Genomic DNA, 16,979 nt, shown 5'->3' on the forward strand with positions numbered 1-16,979 from the left:
ATACGCACAGCGGGGTGGCCTTCAAGCGCCAGACCTTGCACTTTCCCAGTGCGAAAATAATATTACTGAACGGAAACCGTGCAGGAGCCGATGATCATGTCCACCGAAACCGCCCCGCGCCTCAAGCTCGAGCAATACCTGGGGCTGCAGATCAAACGCCAGCGCCAGGCCCAGGACCTGAAGCTGTCCGACGTGGCGAAGATTGCCGATATCAGCCAGGGCATGTTGAGCAAGATCGAGAACGCCCAGGTCTCCACCAGCCTCGATACATTGAGCCGCCTGTGCGATGTGCTCGGGCTGCCGCTGTCGAAGTTATTCAGTGAATACGACCAGCAGGATGGCAGCGCCTTGCTGGTCAAGGCCGACCAGGGCATGGAAGTGGTGCGCCGTGGGACCGAGAAAGGGCATACCTATCACCTGCTCAACCACACACGCGGGCCGAAGAAGAGCTTCGAGGCGTACATGGTCAGCATGGATGACGCCAGTGAGGAGTTCCCGACCTTTGCCCATCCGGGGACGGAGTTTCTGCATTTGCTGGAGGGGGAGTTGATTTACCGGCATGGCAACCAGCTGTATCGGATGGAGGCCGGGGACAGCTTGACGTTTGAAGGCGAGATTCCCCATGGGCCGGAAGAGTTGGTGCGGGTGCCGATTCGCCTGCTGTCGATCATGAATTACGGCAACGACAAAGAGTAATCCGGACTCGATACACCTGAAGCACAGAGATCCAATTGTGGGAGGGGGCTTGCCCCCGATGAGGGAGTGTCAGTGAATGCATCTTTCACTGCCCCCCCCCTCATCGGGGGCAAGCCCCCTCCCACATTTTTAACAGCGTTCGATGCCGTTGGGCCTGTGTAAAAATTCCCCTCAGTTAAAAAACTTTCCCAAAACCCCTGGACGCCCCGCCCCCATTCCCCTATAAAGCCACTTCAGGAATATTTTATTCCCCACAAGAAAACGCGCTCAAGGAATGAGCCTGCTGTCCTCAGACATTTTTTCGCTATGCGATGAGCTGCCGCCATCATCCCGAGGACGTGTCATGCAACACGAAAAAAACCATTTCATCATCAAGGTGACGTGCCCCGCCGTGTCCGGCATCGTCGCTGCCGTCACCACTTACCTGGCGGACAAGGCGTGCTACATCGGGGAAATGGCGCAGTTCGACGATGACTTCAGCGGTCGCTTCTTCATGCGCGCCGTGTTCCGTTTCAACGATGGCCACACAGGTGACCTGCAAGCGATCAAAGACGGTTTCGCCGATGTCGCCCAGGCCTTCGACATGCAGTGGGAGCTGTACGACACCCGCGAGCCGATGCGCGTGATGCTGATGGTGAGCAAGTTCGACCACTGCCTCACCGACCTGCTCTACCGCTACCACAAGGGCGAGATGGACATGACCATCACCGCCATCGTCTCCAACCACCTCGACCTGCGGCCGATGGCCGAGCGCGAGGGCATTCGCTTTATCTACCTGCCGGTGTCCAGGGACAACAAGGCCGCGCAGGAAGCCGAGCTGATGAAGATCGTCGACGACACCCGCACCGAGCTGGTGGTGTTGGCGCGCTACATGCAGATCCTCTCTGACGACCTGTGCCGGCAACTGTCGGGACGGGCGATCAATATCCACCATTCGTTCCTGCCCGGTTTCAAGGGTGCCAAGCCCTATCACCAGGCGTATCAACGCGGCGTGAAGTTGATCGGTGCCACCGCGCACTATGTGACCAGCGACCTGGATGAGGGCCCGATCATCGAGCAGGAAGTGCAGCGCGTCGACCACGTGTACAAGCCTGACGACCTCGTCGCCATCGGCCGCGACACCGAAACCGTGGCCCTGTCCAAGGCGGTCAAGTACCACCTGGAGCACCGGGTCTTCCTCAATCAGGACAGAACGGTGGTGTTCCGGTGAGCGCGCATAAACTGATCGACGGCAAAGCCGCCGCGGCGCGCGTGCTGCTGCAAGTGCGCGAGGACGTGGCGCGGCTGCATGGGCAGGCTATTCAACCGGCGCTGGCGGTGATCCTGGTGGGCAGCGACCCGGCCAGCCAGGTCTATGTGCGCAACAAGATCCTGCGCGCCGAAGAGGTGGGCATCCGCTCCGTGGAGCATCGCCTGCCCGGCGATACCAGCACCGAACACTTGTTGATCCTGATCGGCCAATTGAATGCCGACCCGGCGATCCACGGCATCCTCCTGCAATTGCCGTTGCCGGCGCAGATGGACGAACTGCGCGCCCTGGAGGCCATCGCGCCGGAGAAGGACGTCGACGGGTTTCACAGCCAGAACGTCGGCGGCCTCAGCCAGGGCCGCGCAGTGCTCACACCATGCACCCCGAGCGGTTGCCTGTATCTGTTGGAGCAAACCTGCGGCGACCTGCGTGGCAAACACGCGGTGGTGATCGGCCGTTCGAACATCGTCGGCAAGCCCATGGCCGCGCTGCTGCTCAAGGCGGATTGCTCGGTGACCGTGCTGCATTCGCGCAGCCACGACGCCCAGGCCCTGTGTCGCCAGGCCGATATCGTGATCGCCGCCGTGGGCCGCGCCCGCTTGATTGACGCGAGCTGGTTGAAGCCCGGCGCGGTGGTGATCGATGTCGGCATCAACCGCATCGACGACGACGGCCGCAGCCGCCTGGTGGGTGATGTCGACTTCGACAGCGCCCTGCCCCATGTCGCCGCCATCACCCCGGTGCCCGGCGGTGTCGGGCCGATGACCATTGCCTTCCTGATGAAAAACACCGTGGCCGCCGCCCTGGCGCAACACCACGCCCTACGCAGCCAATCGGAGGCCGTATGCCATTCAATCTATTGAAATACGGGCTGAGTTCGGAGTACCCGGTGGAGGTGGACCTGCCACCGCCCAAGGAACTCAAGTCGAGTTATGACGTGGTGATCATCGGCGCCGGTGGCCATGGCCTGGCGACGGCCTACTACCTGGCCAAGTACCACGGCATCACCAACATAGCGGTGCTGGAAAAGGCCTACCTGGGCGGCGGCAATACCGCGCGCAATACGGCGGTGATCCGCTCCAACTACCTCACCAGCGAAGGCGTTCGTTTCTACGCCGAGTCGGTGAAGATGTTCCAGTCGCTGTCCAACGAATTCGATTTCAACATCATGTACTCCGAGCGCGGCCAACTGACCCTGGCCCATACCGACGCCACCGTGCGTTCGTTCCGCCAGCGCGCCGAGGTCAACAAGCACTTCGGCGGGCGTACCGAGATGATCGACCGCCAGCAGATCCGCGAGCTGGTGCCCAGCCTCAACCTCGACCCTGGCCACTTGCCGGTGATTGCCGGGCTCTGGCATATCGACGGCGCGACCGCGCGTCACGATGCCGTGGCCTGGGGCTACGCCAAGCAGGCGGCCAAGCGCGGCGTGGAAATCCATCAGCTCACTGAAGTGCAGGACCTGGTGATCGAGAACGGTGCCATCACCGCGGTGAAGACCAATCGCGGCACCATCCGGTGCGGCTGCGCGGTGCAGGCGATTGCCGGGCACAGCTCGCTGCTGATGGCCAAGGCCGGTATCCGTTCGCCGATCCAGACCTTCCCGTTGCAGGCCATGGTCACCCAGCCGTTCAAGCCGTTCCTCGACCCGTTGGTGAGTTCCTCGGCCCTGCACTGCTACGTGCAGCAAACCAGCCGGGGCGAAGTGGTGTTCGGTGGCGGTTCCGACCCGTATCCGCTGTTCAACACGCGCTCGACCCTGGACCTCAAGGAAAGCCTGTTGGCCCATGCCATCGAGATGTTTCCGTTCCTGGCCAACGCCAAGTTGATGCGCCAATGGGCCGGGATCACCGACATGACCCCCGACTACAGCCCGATCATGGGCCTGTCGCCGCTGAAGAATTACTACCTCGACGCCGGCTGGGGCACCTGGGGCTTCAAGGCCACGCCGATCTGCGGCAAGACCATGGCCGAGCTGGTCGCCAGCGGCGGCAAGGTGCCGGACTTGATCAAGCCCTTCGGCCTCGAGCGCTTTTCGACCTTCCAGCAAGTCAACGAAATGGGCGCCACAGCGGCCAGCCACTGACGGAGAGCAGACGATGAAAATCATGATTTGCCCGCTCAACGGGCCGCGCAATATCAGCGAGTTCACCTACGGCGGTGAATTCAAACCGATGCCCGATCCGGTGACCTGCAGCGATGCCGAATGGGCCGACTACGTATTCAACACCGACAACCTCGCCGGTGTGGTGCGCGAATGGTGGATGCACACGCCGTCCAGTTACTGGTTCCTCGTCGAGCGCCACACGGTCACCGACGAGGTCCTGCGCACCTTCGATCCGCGCGAAGTGTTCACTACCCGCGTCGAATTCACCACCGCCAAGGAGATCGCCGGATGAACCGCCTCCCCGCCCCCATGGGCCTGCTGATCCAGCGTGACCAACCACTCGATTTCAGTTTCGACGGCCTGCCCTACCAAGGTTTGCAGGGCGACAGCATCGCCAGCGCGCTGCTCGCCAACGGGCGCTTCCTGATGTCGCGTTCGTTCAAGTACCACCGCCCACGCGGCCCATTGACCATGGCCGGCCATGACGCCAACAGCCTGGTGCAACTGCCCCGCGAACCCAACGTATTGGCCGATGCCCACGCGCTGTCCGCCGGCCTGGCGGTGACGGCGCAGAACGTCAACGGCTCGCTGGACAACGACAAGGACGCCTACCTGGGCAAGTTCTCCAGGTTCATGCCGGTGGGTTTCTACTACCGTTCGTTCTACAAGCCCAAGGGCATGTGGAAAGTCTGGGAGCCGATCATCCGCAAAAAGGCCGGCCTGGGCGTGCTCGACCTGACCTTCCAGCCCGAGTACTACGACAAGGCCTACCTGTTTACCGATCTCGCGGTGATCGGCGCCGGCCCCGCTGGCTTGCAGGCCGCGCTGACCGCTGCAAATGCCGGGGCCAAGGTGCTGCTGATCGAGCAGCAGCCGATTCTCGGCGGGTCGCTGACCTACGCGCGCTTCGATATTGCCGGCACCCGTGCCGACACCTTGCGCCGCGAGTTGCTCGGCGCGGTGCAGCAACACGCGAATATCCAGGTGCTCACCGACGCCACCTGCAATGCCTGGTTCACCGACAACTACCTGCCGGTGATCCAGGGCAAGCGCCTGTACAAAGTGCGCGCGCAGCAGTGCCTGGTGTGCAGCGGTTCGTTCGACCAACCGGTGGTCTTCCGCAACAACGACCTGCCGGGGGTGGTGCTCACCAGCGCCGCGCAACGCCTGATGAAGCTCTATGCGGTCAAGCCCGGCAAGCGCGCGGTAGTGCTCACCGGCAACGATGACGGCTACCTCGCCGCCCTCGACCTGCATGACCAGGGCGTGGAGGTGGCCGCCGTGATCGACCTGCGTCACGCCCCGGCGGACAAAGCCCTGCCGGGCGCGCTGGCCCAGCGCAAGATCCCGTGCCTGAGCAACAGCACCGTGTTCGAGGCCCTGCATGAAAAAGGCCTGCGCCATGTGAAGGGCGTCGACGTGCGCCAGATCACCGGCCAGGGCCAGGTCAGCGCCAGCGGGCAAGTGATCGACTGCGACCTGCTGTGCATGTCGGCCGGTTATATGCCGGTCTATCAGCTGCTATGCCAGGCCGGTGGCAAGCTGGCCTATGACGACTCGCGGGCGGAGTTCAGCCTCAGTGGCCTGCCGCGCAACCTGGGCGTGGCCGGTTCCGTACACGGTCGGCATCAACTGGACAATGTGCTGGCGGATGGGACCAACGCCGCCGCCGATAGCCTGCGCGCCCTCGGTTTGAACAACGCCAGCCCGCCGGCTGCGCTGCGCAGCGAAGCCCAGGTCAACTTCCACTGGCCGATCTTCCCGCACCCCAAGGGCAAGGATTTCATCGACTTCGACGAAGACCTGCAAGTGGCGGATATCGTCAACGCCACCCGCATCGGCTACCGCGATGTGCAGTTGGTCAAGCGTTACTCCACGGTCGGCATGGGTCCGTCCCAGGGACGTCACTCGGCGCTGCCGACCGCACGGCTGGTGGCCTGGGCGACCCAGCGCACGATCAGCGAAACCGGGGTCACCACCGCACGCCCGCCGTTCGTGGCGGAGAAACTTGCGCATGTCGCCGGACGGGCCTTCGACCCCTACCGCCAAACGCCGATGCACGCGCGCCATGTGCAAGCCGGGGCGAAGATGATGCCCGCCGGTATCTGGCAGCGCCCGGCCTATTACGGCAAGCCCCAGGACCGCGAAGCGTGCATGCAGGCCGAAGCGCTGCATGTGCGCAACAAGGTCGGGCTGATCGATGTGTCCACACTCGGTGGCCTGGACGTGCGCGGCCCGGACGCCGCCGAATTGCTCAACCGTATGTACACCTTCGCGTTCCTCAAACAGCCGGTGGGCCGTTCGCGTTATGCGCTGATGACCAACGAACACGGCGTGGTTATCGACGACGGCGTGTGCGCACGGCTGGCCGACAAGCATTTCTACGTCACCGCCACCACCAGCGGCGTCGACCGCATCTACCAGCAGATGCTAAAGTGGAACGCACAGTGGCGCCTGGACGTGGACGTGACCAACGTCACGGCCGCGATCTGTGCGGTGAACGTGGCCGGGCCGGATTCGCGCAAGGTGCTGGAGCAGGTGTGCAACGACCTCGACCTCAGTGCCGAAGGCTTCCCCTACCTGGGCGTGCGCCAGGGCACGGTGGCCGGGATCAAGGCGCGCTTGCTGCGGGTCGGGTTTGTCGGCGAACTGGGCTATGAAATCCACGTACCGGCACGCCACGGCCTGGCGTTGTGGGACGCGTTGATGACGGCCGGCAAGGCCTTTGACATTCGCCCCTTCGGCGTCGAAACCCAACGCCTGCTGCGCCTGGAAAAAGGCCATGTGATCATCAGCCAGGACACCGACGGCATGACTCACCCGGCAGAAATCGACATGGGCTGGGCGGTCAGCCGCAACAAGCCGTTCTTCGTCGGCCGCCGCTCGGTGGACATCCTCGAAGCCCAGCCGCTGAAACGCAAACTGGTGGGCTTCAGTCTGCCCAAGGGCAGCGTGCAACCGCTGGAAGGCCATCTGGTGCTCAACGGCGCGGACATCAGCGGCAACGTCACCTCCTGTGAATATTCCGCCAGCCTGGGCCGCATCATCGGCCTGGCCTACGCCGGGATCGACCAGAGCACACCGGGGCAGCGCATTCCGATTCGCGTCGAAGGCGGCATCGTCGTCCAGGCCGAGGTGGTGCAACTGCCGTTCTTCGACCCCACCAACCAACGCCAGGAGGGTTAAGCCATGACCAGTCTGAAAGCCCACGAATTGTTCACGCCGCCCTGCCAGCTGCAGGACCAGACCGACCTGCCCCGGGTCGGCTTTCGCGGCGCACAAAGCGCCGAGTACCTCACGGCGCGCGGCTTCACGTTGCCGGGCGCGCCCAACCAAGCCAGCGCGCAAGCGGACGGCAGTTGGGTGGCGCGCCTGTCGCAGAACGAATACCTGGTGCTGGGCAGTCCGCAGGATCAGGGGCTGCGCATCGCCGATGAAGAAGCGCGTTGGGAACTGGACCACCGCGCCAATTACCTGCTGCCGCGCCAGGACAGCCATGCCTGTGTGCGACTCAGCGGGGGCGTGATTGCGCAGGTGATGGCCAAGCTGTGCGGGGTTGACTTGAGCGACCCGGCGTTCAAGCCCGGGATGGTGGCGCAGACGTCAGTGGCGCGGGTCAATGCGATTGTCATCCACACAGGGAGTGTGGAACTGCCGGCGTTTCATATCCTCTGGGATCGCGCCTCGAAGGAATACTTCGAGGGCGCGTTGCGGGATGCGCTGGAGGAGTTCGGCGGGGTGGCTCAGTCGGTGTAGCCCAACCGCGCCGCCCTGATCTTCCGGGTGTGTTGACGTGTCGCCAGGCAGTAATACAACGGGCACGTCACCACCAATCCCACCAGCCACGACAGGTCCGCACCTTCCACCAGGTTGGCCCACGGCCCCACATACAGCGACGTATTGGCAAACGGCAGTTGCACGATGATGCCGATGAAGTACGCCACGATCGCATGCAGGTTGAAACGCCCATACACCCCGCCATCGGCCCGGAAGATCGAGGCAATGTCATAGACCCCGCGCTTGATGATGTAGAAGTCGATCAGGTTGATCGACGCCCACGGCACCAGCACCAGCAACAGCGCGAGGATCAGGCCGATAAATTGCGAGATGAAGTCCGCCGAGGCACCCAACGCCACCACGCAGCAACCGGCCAGGACCACGCCCGACAGCAGCACGCGCACCTTGATGCTCGGGGTCCAGTGGCTGGCGAAGGTTTGCACCGAGGTGATGATCGACAGCACCGCGCCGTACAGATTCAGGGCGTTGTGGCTGATGATATTGAGCAGGAACAGCACCATCAGGATCGGCCCCAGCCAGCCGGTGGCTTGCTTGACCGCGACCATGGCTTCGGTGCCTTCGGGCGTGGCCAGTGCGGCTACCAGGCCAAAGGCGAAGGACAGGATGGTGCCAAGGGTGGCGCCCAGGTAGGTCGCAATGAACGGCCGGGTGATGCCGATATCCGCCGGCAGGTAGCGCGAGTAGTCGCTGGTGTAGGGCGAAAAGCTGATCTGCCAGATCACCCCCAGCGACACGGTGGCCAACCAGCCAGCGGCGTTGAAGCCGCCACGGGTCAGGAAATCTGCCGGCAGGTCATGGGCGAAGATGTAGATAAAACCGGCCAGCAACGCGCTGCCCATCACCCAGGTGCCGATGCGGTTGAGGCTATGGATAAAGCGGTAGCCGATCACGCCGATGGCGGTGGCGCTGAGGGCGCCGATCAGGATGCTCGCCGGCACCGGCACCGACGGCACGATGCCGACGATGGACTTGCCGGCCAGGACGATATTGGAGATGAAAAAGCCGATGTAGATCAGCGCGGCAAAGAACACGATCAGCAGCGCACCGTAACGGCCGAACTGGCCACGGCTCTGCACCATCTGCGGGATGCCCATGCGCGGGCCCTGGGCCGATGCGAGGGCAATCACGATGCCGCCGAGCAGATGCCCGAGGGCAATCGCCAGCAGCCCCCACGCCAGATTGAGATGGAACACCTGGGCCACCATGGCACCGGTGACGATCGGCAGCGGTGCGATGTTGGTGCTGAACCATAAGGTGAACAGGTCGCGGGCCTTTCCATGGCGCTCTGCGAGGGGGACGTAATCGACCGTGTGATGCTCGATCAGGGGGTCTTGCCGGGACATCTGGGGCATGGAAATGAACTCGCGTTTGTCTGATCTTATAGTTGTTTGACGCCACACCGGGGGAGCTCTCTGGCTGCCCCACAGATGAACACCATATTATGGTATTCCAACATTTTCACAAGACTGATGCGTAGTTTCAGCACGCATCTGATCCGCAAGTGTGCCACAGGGCACCCCGTTATTTCCTGCCATGGCGCCCGTATTTATTGGCTATTAGACCCAGCCTTGACGTTCATCGGGCGACTGAAAAAGCGGTTGCATCGACCGTATTACGGTATACCATCAGACCTACAAACCCATAAAAATCGCTTTACCCACAGAGGACCACCCCATGATCGATGCCGCTATCTATAAACAAGTGATGGGTTCGTTTCCGTCCGGGGTCACCGTGATCACCACGCTCGATGACGACGGACAAATCGTCGGGCTGACCGCCAGTGCCTTCAGCTCGTTGTCCATGGACCCGGCCCTGGTGCTGTTCTGCCCCAACTACAGCTCCGACTCGTACCCGGTGTTGATCAAGAACAAACGCTTTGCCATTCATGTGCTTTCCGGGGGGCAGCAAACCGAAGCCTATGCCTTTGCGCGCAAGGGCAAGGACAAGGCCCAGGGCATCGAATGGACGCTCAGTGAGTTGGGCAACCCGATCCTGGCCAATGCCACGGCGGTGATCGAGTGCGAGTTGTGGCGCGAATACGAAGGCGGCGATCACGCGATCATGGTCGGCGCAGTGAAGAACCTGATCGTGCCCCGGCAGAACGCCGGGCCACTGGTGTATTGCCACGGCAAGATGGGCGCCCTGCCGCTGCCGGCCTGAGCCTCAGGGAGGATGATCAGCACAGCCACCAAAATGACCGGCAGGCTGGCGATCACCGCGAAGGCCAGGGTCCATTTTTTGTTTTATGTTCATCTCGCTCGCTTTCCTCGCGAGGTCACCCTGCAACCGCTGCAGAGAAAAGTTTGCGGATACTTCGTATTATGGTATACCAACAATCAATCCGCCGAACAGCCACCATCACTGGCAGGCTTCACATTGGCGAGAGTACTTAAGGGCCCGCAGTCGACAGGCCGATCACAATAGATCCGAGGTAAGCGTCATGAAGTTTTCCCTGTTCGTACACATGGAACGTTGGGACGAAAGTGTCAGCCACCGTCAGTTGTTCGAAGACTTGACCGAACTGACCCTGATGGCCGAGGCCGGCGGTTTCAGCACCGTATGGATTGGCGAACACCACGCCATGGAATACACCATCTCGCCAAGCCCGATGCCGCTGCTGGCTTACCTCGCGGCCAAGACCACCACCATTCGCCTGGGCGCCGGCACCATCATCGCGCCGTTCTGGCACCCACTGCGGGTGGCGGGCGAATGCGCCTTGCTCGACGTAATCAGCAACGGGCGCATGGAAGTCGGCCTGGCCCGTGGCGCTTACCAGGTCGAATTCGACCGCATGGCCGGCGGCATGCCCGCCTCCAGCGGCGGCCAGGCGCTGCGCGAGATGGTGCCGGTGGTGCGTGCGTTGTGGAAAGGCGACTACGCCCACGACGGCGACATCTGGAAATTCCCCACCTCCACCAGCGTGCCCAAGCCGATCCAGCAGCCCAACCCGCCGATGTGGATCGCCGCCCGCGACCCGGATTCGCACAACTTCGCAGTGGCCAACGGCTGCAACGTGATGGTCACGCCGCTGATGAAGGGCGACGAGGAAGTCCTCGACCTGAAAAACAAATTCCAGGCCGCCCTCGACAACAACCCCGGCGTACCACGCCCGCAACTGATGGTGCTGCGCCACACCCACGTGCATGCCGCCGATGATCCGGACGGCTGGAAAGTCGGGGCCAAGGCGATCTCGAAGTTCTATCGCACCTTCGATGCCTGGTTCGGTAATAAAGAGGTGCCGGTGAATGGCTTCCTGGCACCGAGCCCGGAAGAAAAATTCGCCGCCCGCCCGGAGTTCGAACTGGACAGCCTGCACAAGACCGCGATGATCGGCACCGCCGAAGAAATCATCCCGCGCATCCGCTACTACCAGGAACTGGGGGTGGATGAGTTCAGCTTCTGGTGCGACAACAGCCTGCCCCATGCCGAGAAGAAGAAGTCGTTGGCGTTGTTTATCGAGCAGGTGGTGCCGGCGTTTCGTTGAGAGACACGCCGCGCAGGCGTGGTTGCTGTCAACCACGCCTGCGACTGATGTACCCACTGACACCCTGATAAACCCCCAGCAACAGCCCCGCCAGCAGCAATGTCCATTGCACGCTCAGCGCCGCCGCCAGCAGGCCGGCCAACAATCCGCCAATGGCTTCAAAGCCGAAACGCATGGCGATATAGAACGCAATCACCCGGCCGCGCAACGCTTCCGGCGCCGCGCTTTGCAGGGTCATATTGCTGCTGACATTGCTCACCGTGATGCCGAAGCCCAGCCCGGCAAGCGCCGCCAGGGTGAACCACAGCGGCGGGTTGGCCGCCACCGCGCACAGCGACACCGCACAGGCCAGCGTGCCGAGCACGATAAAGCGGCCCAGGTTCGAAGCGCTGCCGGCAAAAGCCAGGAAGATCGTGGCTACAAACGCGCCGGCACCGGCTGCGCCCCACAGCCAGCCGAGGGTTTGCGCATCGCCGCTGAACGCATGCTTGGCCAGGATCGGCAGCAGTACGGTGTAGCAGGACGCCAACAGGTTGACCATCACCACACTGACCAGTAGCCGCCGAATCGCCAGGGTGGTCCACAGGTAGCGCAGACCTTCGCGGAAAATCTCCCCGGTAGACCCTTGGGCCCTGGCCTGCGCTCGGCTTTGCACCCTGCCCAGGCCGATCAGCAACATACCGAACGCGATGGAAGTGAGCACAAAGCAACCGGCCTCGCCGCTCCAGTTGATCAGCAAGCCGGCCAACGGCGGGCCGATAAAGCGTGCGGCATTGATCAGCATCGCGTTGAGCACAAGGGCGTTGGGCAGGTCTTTGGGCTCATCGACAAAGCTCGCGATCAAGGCTTGGCGCAGCGGCGTTTCCAGGGCGTTGAGCAAACCCAGCAGAATCGCCATGGCGATGATCACTTCACGGCCCATCCACTGCTGCCAGGTCAGCACGGCCAGGGCCAACGATTGCAGGGCCAGGGCGGCCTGCACCGCCATCAACAGGCGGCGCTTGTCATGGCGGTCGGACCAGGCGCCCGCCAGCGGCCCCACCAGCAGCTGAGGCAACAACGTCAGAAACGCAATCGCCCCCAGCAGCACGGCCGAGCCCGTCAAGTGATAGGCGAGCCAGGACAGCGCGACCTGTTGCACCCACTTGCCCAGGGTGGAAAGGCCCTGGCCGACAAAGTAGATCTGGAAATTTCGATGCCGCAGCGCGCGCACAGGCGCCGGCCAGCGGGAGGGGGAAGCAGGATTCAAATAAACTCGCAGCCCTTTTGTGTGAGCGATTTCAGGACCCAGGTGCGGTCGTTCTCGCCCAGCGCGATCTGTTCAAGCTGCTTCTGTTCAGCGGCATGCTTGGCGTAGGCGCGATCATACACCTCGCCGACCTGATCGAAGGGCACGCAGATCAAGCCATCTTCGTCACCCATCACCAGATCGCCCGGTTCGATCACCATGCCCGCCAAGGCAATCGGTACGTTCACCTCGCCCGGGCCGTCCTTGTACGGGCCGCGATGGGTGATGCCGGCGGCAAACACCGGGAAGTCACCGGCACCGATACTCGCCGCATCGCGAATGGCGCCATTGATCACAATGCCGGCCACGCCTTTCTTGATCGCGTACGCCACCATCATTTCGCCGATCAGTGCGTTGCTCAGGTCGCCGCCGGCGTCGACCACAATCACGTCGCCAGGCTGGGCGATATCCAGGGCGTAATGCAGCATCAGGTTGTCCCCAGGCCGCGCTTTGACGGTCAGCGCCGGCCCCACCAGCACGCCCCGGTGGTGCATCGGTTGCAGGGCGGCGCCACCGGCGGTCATGCGGTTCATCGAATCGCTGATATTGGCGACGGGCATTGTCCGGTACCGCTCGACCCACTCGGCCGCGACTTTACGTTGCTGCGTGAGCACTCTGAATCCGATGGACATGGGGCATTCCTCTTGTGGTTTTTATTAAGGGTGAAAATTCATAAAATGAAATGGCATTTCGAAATTAACATTTCAATTTAAAACTGACAAGACTCACCCACAGCGGCTTCGGCACATGAAAAACGCTTTAACGCTGAATAAAACCCTTAATTCGTTGAATAACACGGGGTTGCACGCGCGCACTCAACCGTTTCGCGCAAATCAACAAAAATTATTTATTGCAACGCCATTTCATTATGTTAGGTTTCGAGCACTGTTGAGCGACATCACGAACCGCCAACTGCACACAGATAAGAAAACCAAGGTGCGCCAAATGACCCGAACCCTCCTGCTGACCGGCCCGCAATTAACCGCCGAAGCCATGGCCCACGCCGCCGCCCATGGCGTGCGCGTAATCCCTACCACCCCGTATGCCCCGGCCGACGAACTCACCGCGATCATTGCCCGCGAACAGCCGGACGCAATCATCGTGCGCCAGGGCAAACTGACCCGGGACATGATCAATGCATCGCCCGCGCTGAAGATCATCGCCAAGCACGGCGTGGGCTACGACACCATCGACATCGCCGCCGCCGCTGAACGCGGCATCCCCGTCACCATCGCCCTGGGCGCCAATGCGCAATCGGTGGCTGAGCATGCGCTGGCGCTGATGTTCAGCGTCGCGCGCCAGACTGCCCTGCTCGATGCGCGCATGCGTGACGGCCATTGGGACAAAGCTACCGCCGTGGGCATCGAACTGTCCGGCAAGACCCTGGGCCTGGTGGGCCTGGGCGCTATCGGGCGAATCCTGATGGAACTGGTAACGCCGCTGCGCATGACCATCAAGGTATTTGATCCCTACTTGAGCAACCTGCCCGACCTGCCGAATGTCGAGCGCGCCGAGGACTTCGATGCCTTGCTGGCGAGCTGCGATATCATCAGCCTGCATTGCCCGCTGACCGAGCAGAACCGCAACCTTTTCGGCGCGGCGCAGTTCAAGCGCATGCGCCCAGGCAGCCTGTTGATCAACACCGCACGCGGCGAGCTGATCGATACCGAAGCGCTGGTGCAAGCGCTGAGCACCGGCCAGATTGCCGGCGCCGGCCTCGACACCTTCAACCCCGAACCGCCACCCACCGACTCAGCGCTGTGGGGCCTGCCGACCCTGGTCGCCACCCCCCACGTAGGCGCCAACACTGCCGAGGCGCGCGATCGCGTGGGCCTGCTGGCCGTGCAACAGATCATCGACTTCTGGGACGGCTGCGCACCGGAGCCGCGTTCGGTGGTCAACCGCCACCTGTTCGCACACTGATTGAACGCCCATCGCCCGGCCTTCAAGGAAGGTCGAGCTCATTACGCTTCTCCAAAAAAAACAAAATGGGAGAGAGTCATGCCTATCAGTTCTACCGACATCAGCGCGATCGAGCGCTCAACCATGCGCAAGGTGGCGTGGCGACTCCTGCCGTTCCTGATCCTTTGCTACCTGCTGGCGATCATTGATCGCGGCAATATCGGCATGGCATCCCTGCAGATGAACCAGGACCTGGGTCTTACACCGGCGATCTTCGGCTTTGCCAGCAGCCTGTTCTTCGTGTCGTATTTCCTGGTGGAAGTGCCAAGCAACCTGGCGCTGCAACGTTTCGGCGCACGGGTGTGGATTGCGCGGATCATGATCACCTGGGGACTGATTTCCGCCGGCACCGCGTTTGTGACCGGAGCCAATTCGCTGTACGTGATGCGCTTTTTGCTGGGTGCGGCCGAAGCCGGCTTCTTCCCGGGCGTGCTGCTGTACCTCACCTACTGGCTGCCAGCGGCATACCGTGGACGCATGGTCGCTATCTTCATGGTCGCCATTCCCGGGGCCAACTTCATTGGTTCGCCGCTGTCCGGCCTGTTGCTGAGCCTGGACGGCTGGTTCGGCATGCGCGGCTGGCACTGGCTGTTCATCATCGAGGGCATCCCCGCCGTACTGCTGGGCATCGCCTGCCTGTTCGTACTCACCGACCGCCCCGAACAGGCCAAGTGGCTGAGCAACGAACAACGCAGCTGGCTCACCGGCCGCCTGGACGAAGAGCGCAGCCGCAAGACCGCCATCGGGCATATCTCGCTGTGGAAACTGCTGCGCCACAAGCACATTTGGGTACTGGCACTGATCTACTCCGGGGCGTCGGCGGCCGGCAGCACCATGAGCGTGTGGGCGCCGCAATTGCTCAAGACGTTTGACCTGAACAACCTGGAAATCGGCCTGGTCAATGCCATTCCCTACGGACTGGCTTCGGTGCTGATGATTCTGTGGGGACGCAGCTCCGACAAGAGCGGTGAACGCCGCTGGCACACCGCGATGACCTTGCTGCTGATCACCGCCGGTTTGCTGCTCGCACTGGTCACCTCCTCGCTGGTGGCGACGGTGTTCATGCTGTCCATGGTGTTGATCGGGGCGTACTCAATGAAGGGGCCGTTCTGGGCGCTGGTTTCGACCTGGCTCTCGTCCTCCACTGCCGCCGCCGGTCTGGCCGCCGTGGGCGCGATGGCCAATCTGATTGGTGGCGGCATCATGGTGAATGTGTACGGCACCATTCACCACGCCACCGGCAGTTACGCCCTGGCCCTGTTGCCGCTGGCGGCGCTGTGTGCCGCCGGTGCCGTGATGGTGCTGCTGATGGGGCGCAGGCAGATGCGGGATTTGAGCGGCACAGGCGAACTGATCGCCCGGTAACGCGCTGAAATCGCTGTACGCTCAATCGCTTGGCATTGCTCCCTGGGGGCAATGCCAGTATTTTGCAGCGTACCCGCCCCCCCTTCAAGGAGCCCCCTATGGTAAAAACACGCCCACGCCCCGCCGTCACCGGAGTTGCTTCGGCTGATCGGGTGCTGACCGTGCTCACCGCCTTCAAGATGGGGGACACGGCCCTGGAACTGGCCGAACTGGCCGCACGCACCGGGCTGATCAAGAGCACCATCATGCGCCTGATGGTGTCACTGGAAGACCACGGCCTGATCACTCGCCTGGCGGACGGTCGCTACCAGCTGGCGACCGAGATCATGCGCTTGAACACGGTGTACCAGGACGGTCTCGACCTTGAGCGCCATATCACCCCGCTGCTGCATCGCCTGACCCAGGAAACCGGCGAAACAGCTTCATTCTATGTGCGCCACGGCGCCTACCGAATGTGCCTCTACCGGGTCAACTCCCCGCATCACCTGCGCTTGCACCTGCAACCGGGCGACACCCGCCCCATGGACGGTGCAGCCGGTGCCGAAGCGTTACGCACGCCGTATTCGCTGGCGGCGAAGATGATCAAGCCGTTGTTTTCCCATGGCGCCACCGACCCCCACGCCGCGTCGATGGCATTGCCGATCTTCGGCCCAGGGGAAAACCTGATCGGTGCCCTGGTGCTGTCCGGCCCGGCCAGTCGCCTGACCGCCGAGCAGGCGCAGACATTGCACCCCCTGTTCCAGCAGGCCGCCGTCGAGTTGACTCGCAGCCTGGGGGGCGACGCGCTGGAGGACGGGGAAACCGCGCAGAAAAAACCTCGCGGCAAAAAACCAGCCGAGGCGTAAAACCAAACCCACCCCGTATGTGGCAACGGGCTTGCGTGCTGCCACCTGTTGCCCAAGGGGTGCCTACACTTAGCCGACACGCGCGACATTTAGCCCCAGCCCATCATCGCTGCACCTGTAATAGTCTATTGCAGGACTCTAATGTACTAACCAGTTAATTATCTTGCTAAAATCGCGTCTTTGCC

At 62.4% G+C, this 16,979-nt stretch carries 15 protein-coding genes; 12 read left to right on the top strand and 3 right to left on the bottom strand.

The window, feature by feature from the left end; all coding sequences use genetic code 11:
• Positions 1 to 96: 96 nt before the first annotated feature.
• The 7 genes from BM416_RS12705 (at position 97) to BM416_RS12735 (ending at position 7,808) form a co-directional block, all read left to right on the top strand.
• Complete coding sequence (locus BM416_RS12705; protein ID WP_027603577.1) at positions 97 to 696, top strand: helix-turn-helix domain-containing protein; 600 nt, start codon at positions 97 to 99, stop codon at positions 694 to 696.
• 343 nt (positions 697 to 1,039) lie between these two features.
• Positions 1,040 to 1,906 (top strand): formyltetrahydrofolate deformylase, encoded by an 867-nt coding sequence (gene purU / locus BM416_RS12710; protein WP_092488275.1) that lies wholly within the window; start codon positions 1,040 to 1,042, stop codon positions 1,904 to 1,906.
• Positions 1,903 to 2,808 carry a bifunctional methylenetetrahydrofolate dehydrogenase/methenyltetrahydrofolate cyclohydrolase FolD gene (gene folD / locus BM416_RS12715; RefSeq protein ID WP_092488276.1) on the top strand — a complete coding sequence of 302 codons (906 nt, stop codon included), beginning with the start codon at positions 1,903 to 1,905 and terminating at the stop codon, positions 2,806 to 2,808. Before purU ends, folD begins: the two co-directional genes overlap by 4 nt.
• Positions 2,790 to 4,031 (top strand): FAD-dependent oxidoreductase, encoded by a 1,242-nt coding sequence (locus tag BM416_RS12720; protein WP_065925511.1) that lies wholly within the window; start codon positions 2,790 to 2,792, stop codon positions 4,029 to 4,031. The genes folD and BM416_RS12720 overlap by 19 nt, the downstream gene beginning before the upstream one ends.
• Before the next feature lie 13 nt (positions 4,032 to 4,044).
• Entirely contained in the window at positions 4,045 to 4,344 is a 300-nt protein-coding gene (locus tag BM416_RS12725) for a sarcosine oxidase subunit delta (protein WP_092488277.1), read from the top strand.
• Positions 4,341 to 7,238 (top strand): 2Fe-2S iron-sulfur cluster-binding protein, encoded by a 2,898-nt coding sequence (locus tag BM416_RS12730; RefSeq protein WP_092488278.1) that lies wholly within the window; start codon positions 4,341 to 4,343, stop codon positions 7,236 to 7,238. Before BM416_RS12725 ends, BM416_RS12730 begins: the two co-directional genes overlap by 4 nt.
• 3 nt (positions 7,239 to 7,241) lie before the next feature.
• Positions 7,242 to 7,808 carry a sarcosine oxidase subunit gamma gene (locus tag BM416_RS12735; protein ID WP_139237743.1) on the top strand — a complete coding sequence of 189 codons (567 nt, stop codon included), beginning with the start codon at positions 7,242 to 7,244 and terminating at the stop codon, positions 7,806 to 7,808.
• On the opposite strand, the gene BM416_RS12740 is transcribed toward BM416_RS12735, so the two are convergent.
• Positions 7,796 to 9,202: a purine-cytosine permease family protein gene (locus tag BM416_RS12740; protein ID WP_092488279.1), complete on the bottom strand. Its 1,407-nt coding sequence runs from the start codon at positions 9,200 to 9,202 to the stop codon at positions 7,796 to 7,798. The two genes, BM416_RS12735 and BM416_RS12740, sit on opposite strands and share 13 nt — an antisense overlap.
• A 322-nt stretch (positions 9,203 to 9,524) precedes the next feature.
• On the opposite strand from BM416_RS12740, the gene BM416_RS12745 reads away from it, so the two are divergent.
• Together BM416_RS12745 and BM416_RS12750 are read left to right on the top strand one after the other, a co-directional pair.
• Complete coding sequence (locus tag BM416_RS12745; RefSeq protein WP_092359108.1) at positions 9,525 to 10,010, top strand: flavin reductase family protein; 486 nt, start codon at positions 9,525 to 9,527, stop codon at positions 10,008 to 10,010.
• Positions 10,011 to 10,290: 280 nt separating this feature from the next.
• On the top strand, positions 10,291 to 11,334 hold the full coding sequence (locus tag BM416_RS12750) for an LLM class flavin-dependent oxidoreductase (protein WP_092488280.1): 1,044 nt from the start codon (positions 10,291 to 10,293) through the stop codon (positions 11,332 to 11,334).
• A 28-nt stretch (positions 11,335 to 11,362) separates the two neighbouring features.
• Here BM416_RS12750 and BM416_RS12755 read toward each other — a convergent pair whose 3' ends face one another.
• Positions 11,363 to 12,583, bottom strand: a complete 1,221-nt coding sequence (locus BM416_RS12755) for an MFS transporter (protein WP_092488281.1) — start codon at positions 12,581 to 12,583, stop codon at positions 11,363 to 11,365.
• Entirely contained in the window at positions 12,580 to 13,254 is a 675-nt protein-coding gene (locus BM416_RS12760; RefSeq protein ID WP_092488282.1) for an RraA family protein, read from the bottom strand. The genes BM416_RS12755 and BM416_RS12760 overlap by 4 nt, the downstream gene beginning before the upstream one ends.
• A gap of 313 nt (positions 13,255 to 13,567) precedes the next feature.
• Between BM416_RS12760 and BM416_RS12765 the strand changes: the two genes are divergently transcribed.
• From BM416_RS12765 to BM416_RS12775, 3 genes are all read left to right on the top strand, one after another.
• Positions 13,568 to 14,545, top strand: a complete 978-nt coding sequence (locus BM416_RS12765) for a hydroxyacid dehydrogenase (RefSeq protein WP_027603565.1) — start codon at positions 13,568 to 13,570, stop codon at positions 14,543 to 14,545.
• 78 nt (positions 14,546 to 14,623) lie between these two features.
• Positions 14,624 to 15,949: an MFS transporter gene (locus BM416_RS12770; protein WP_027603564.1), complete on the top strand. Its 1,326-nt coding sequence runs from the start codon at positions 14,624 to 14,626 to the stop codon at positions 15,947 to 15,949.
• A 98-nt stretch (positions 15,950 to 16,047) separates the two neighbouring features.
• Positions 16,048 to 16,794, top strand: a complete 747-nt coding sequence (locus tag BM416_RS12775; protein WP_027603563.1) for an IclR family transcriptional regulator — start codon at positions 16,048 to 16,050, stop codon at positions 16,792 to 16,794.
• Positions 16,795 to 16,979: the final 185 nt, after the last annotated feature.

Origin of the sequence: Pseudomonas sp. NFACC42-2 (assembly GCF_900116055.1) — a bacterium.
Taxonomy (GTDB): Bacteria; Pseudomonadota; Gammaproteobacteria; order Pseudomonadales; family Pseudomonadaceae; genus Aquipseudomonas; species Aquipseudomonas marginalis.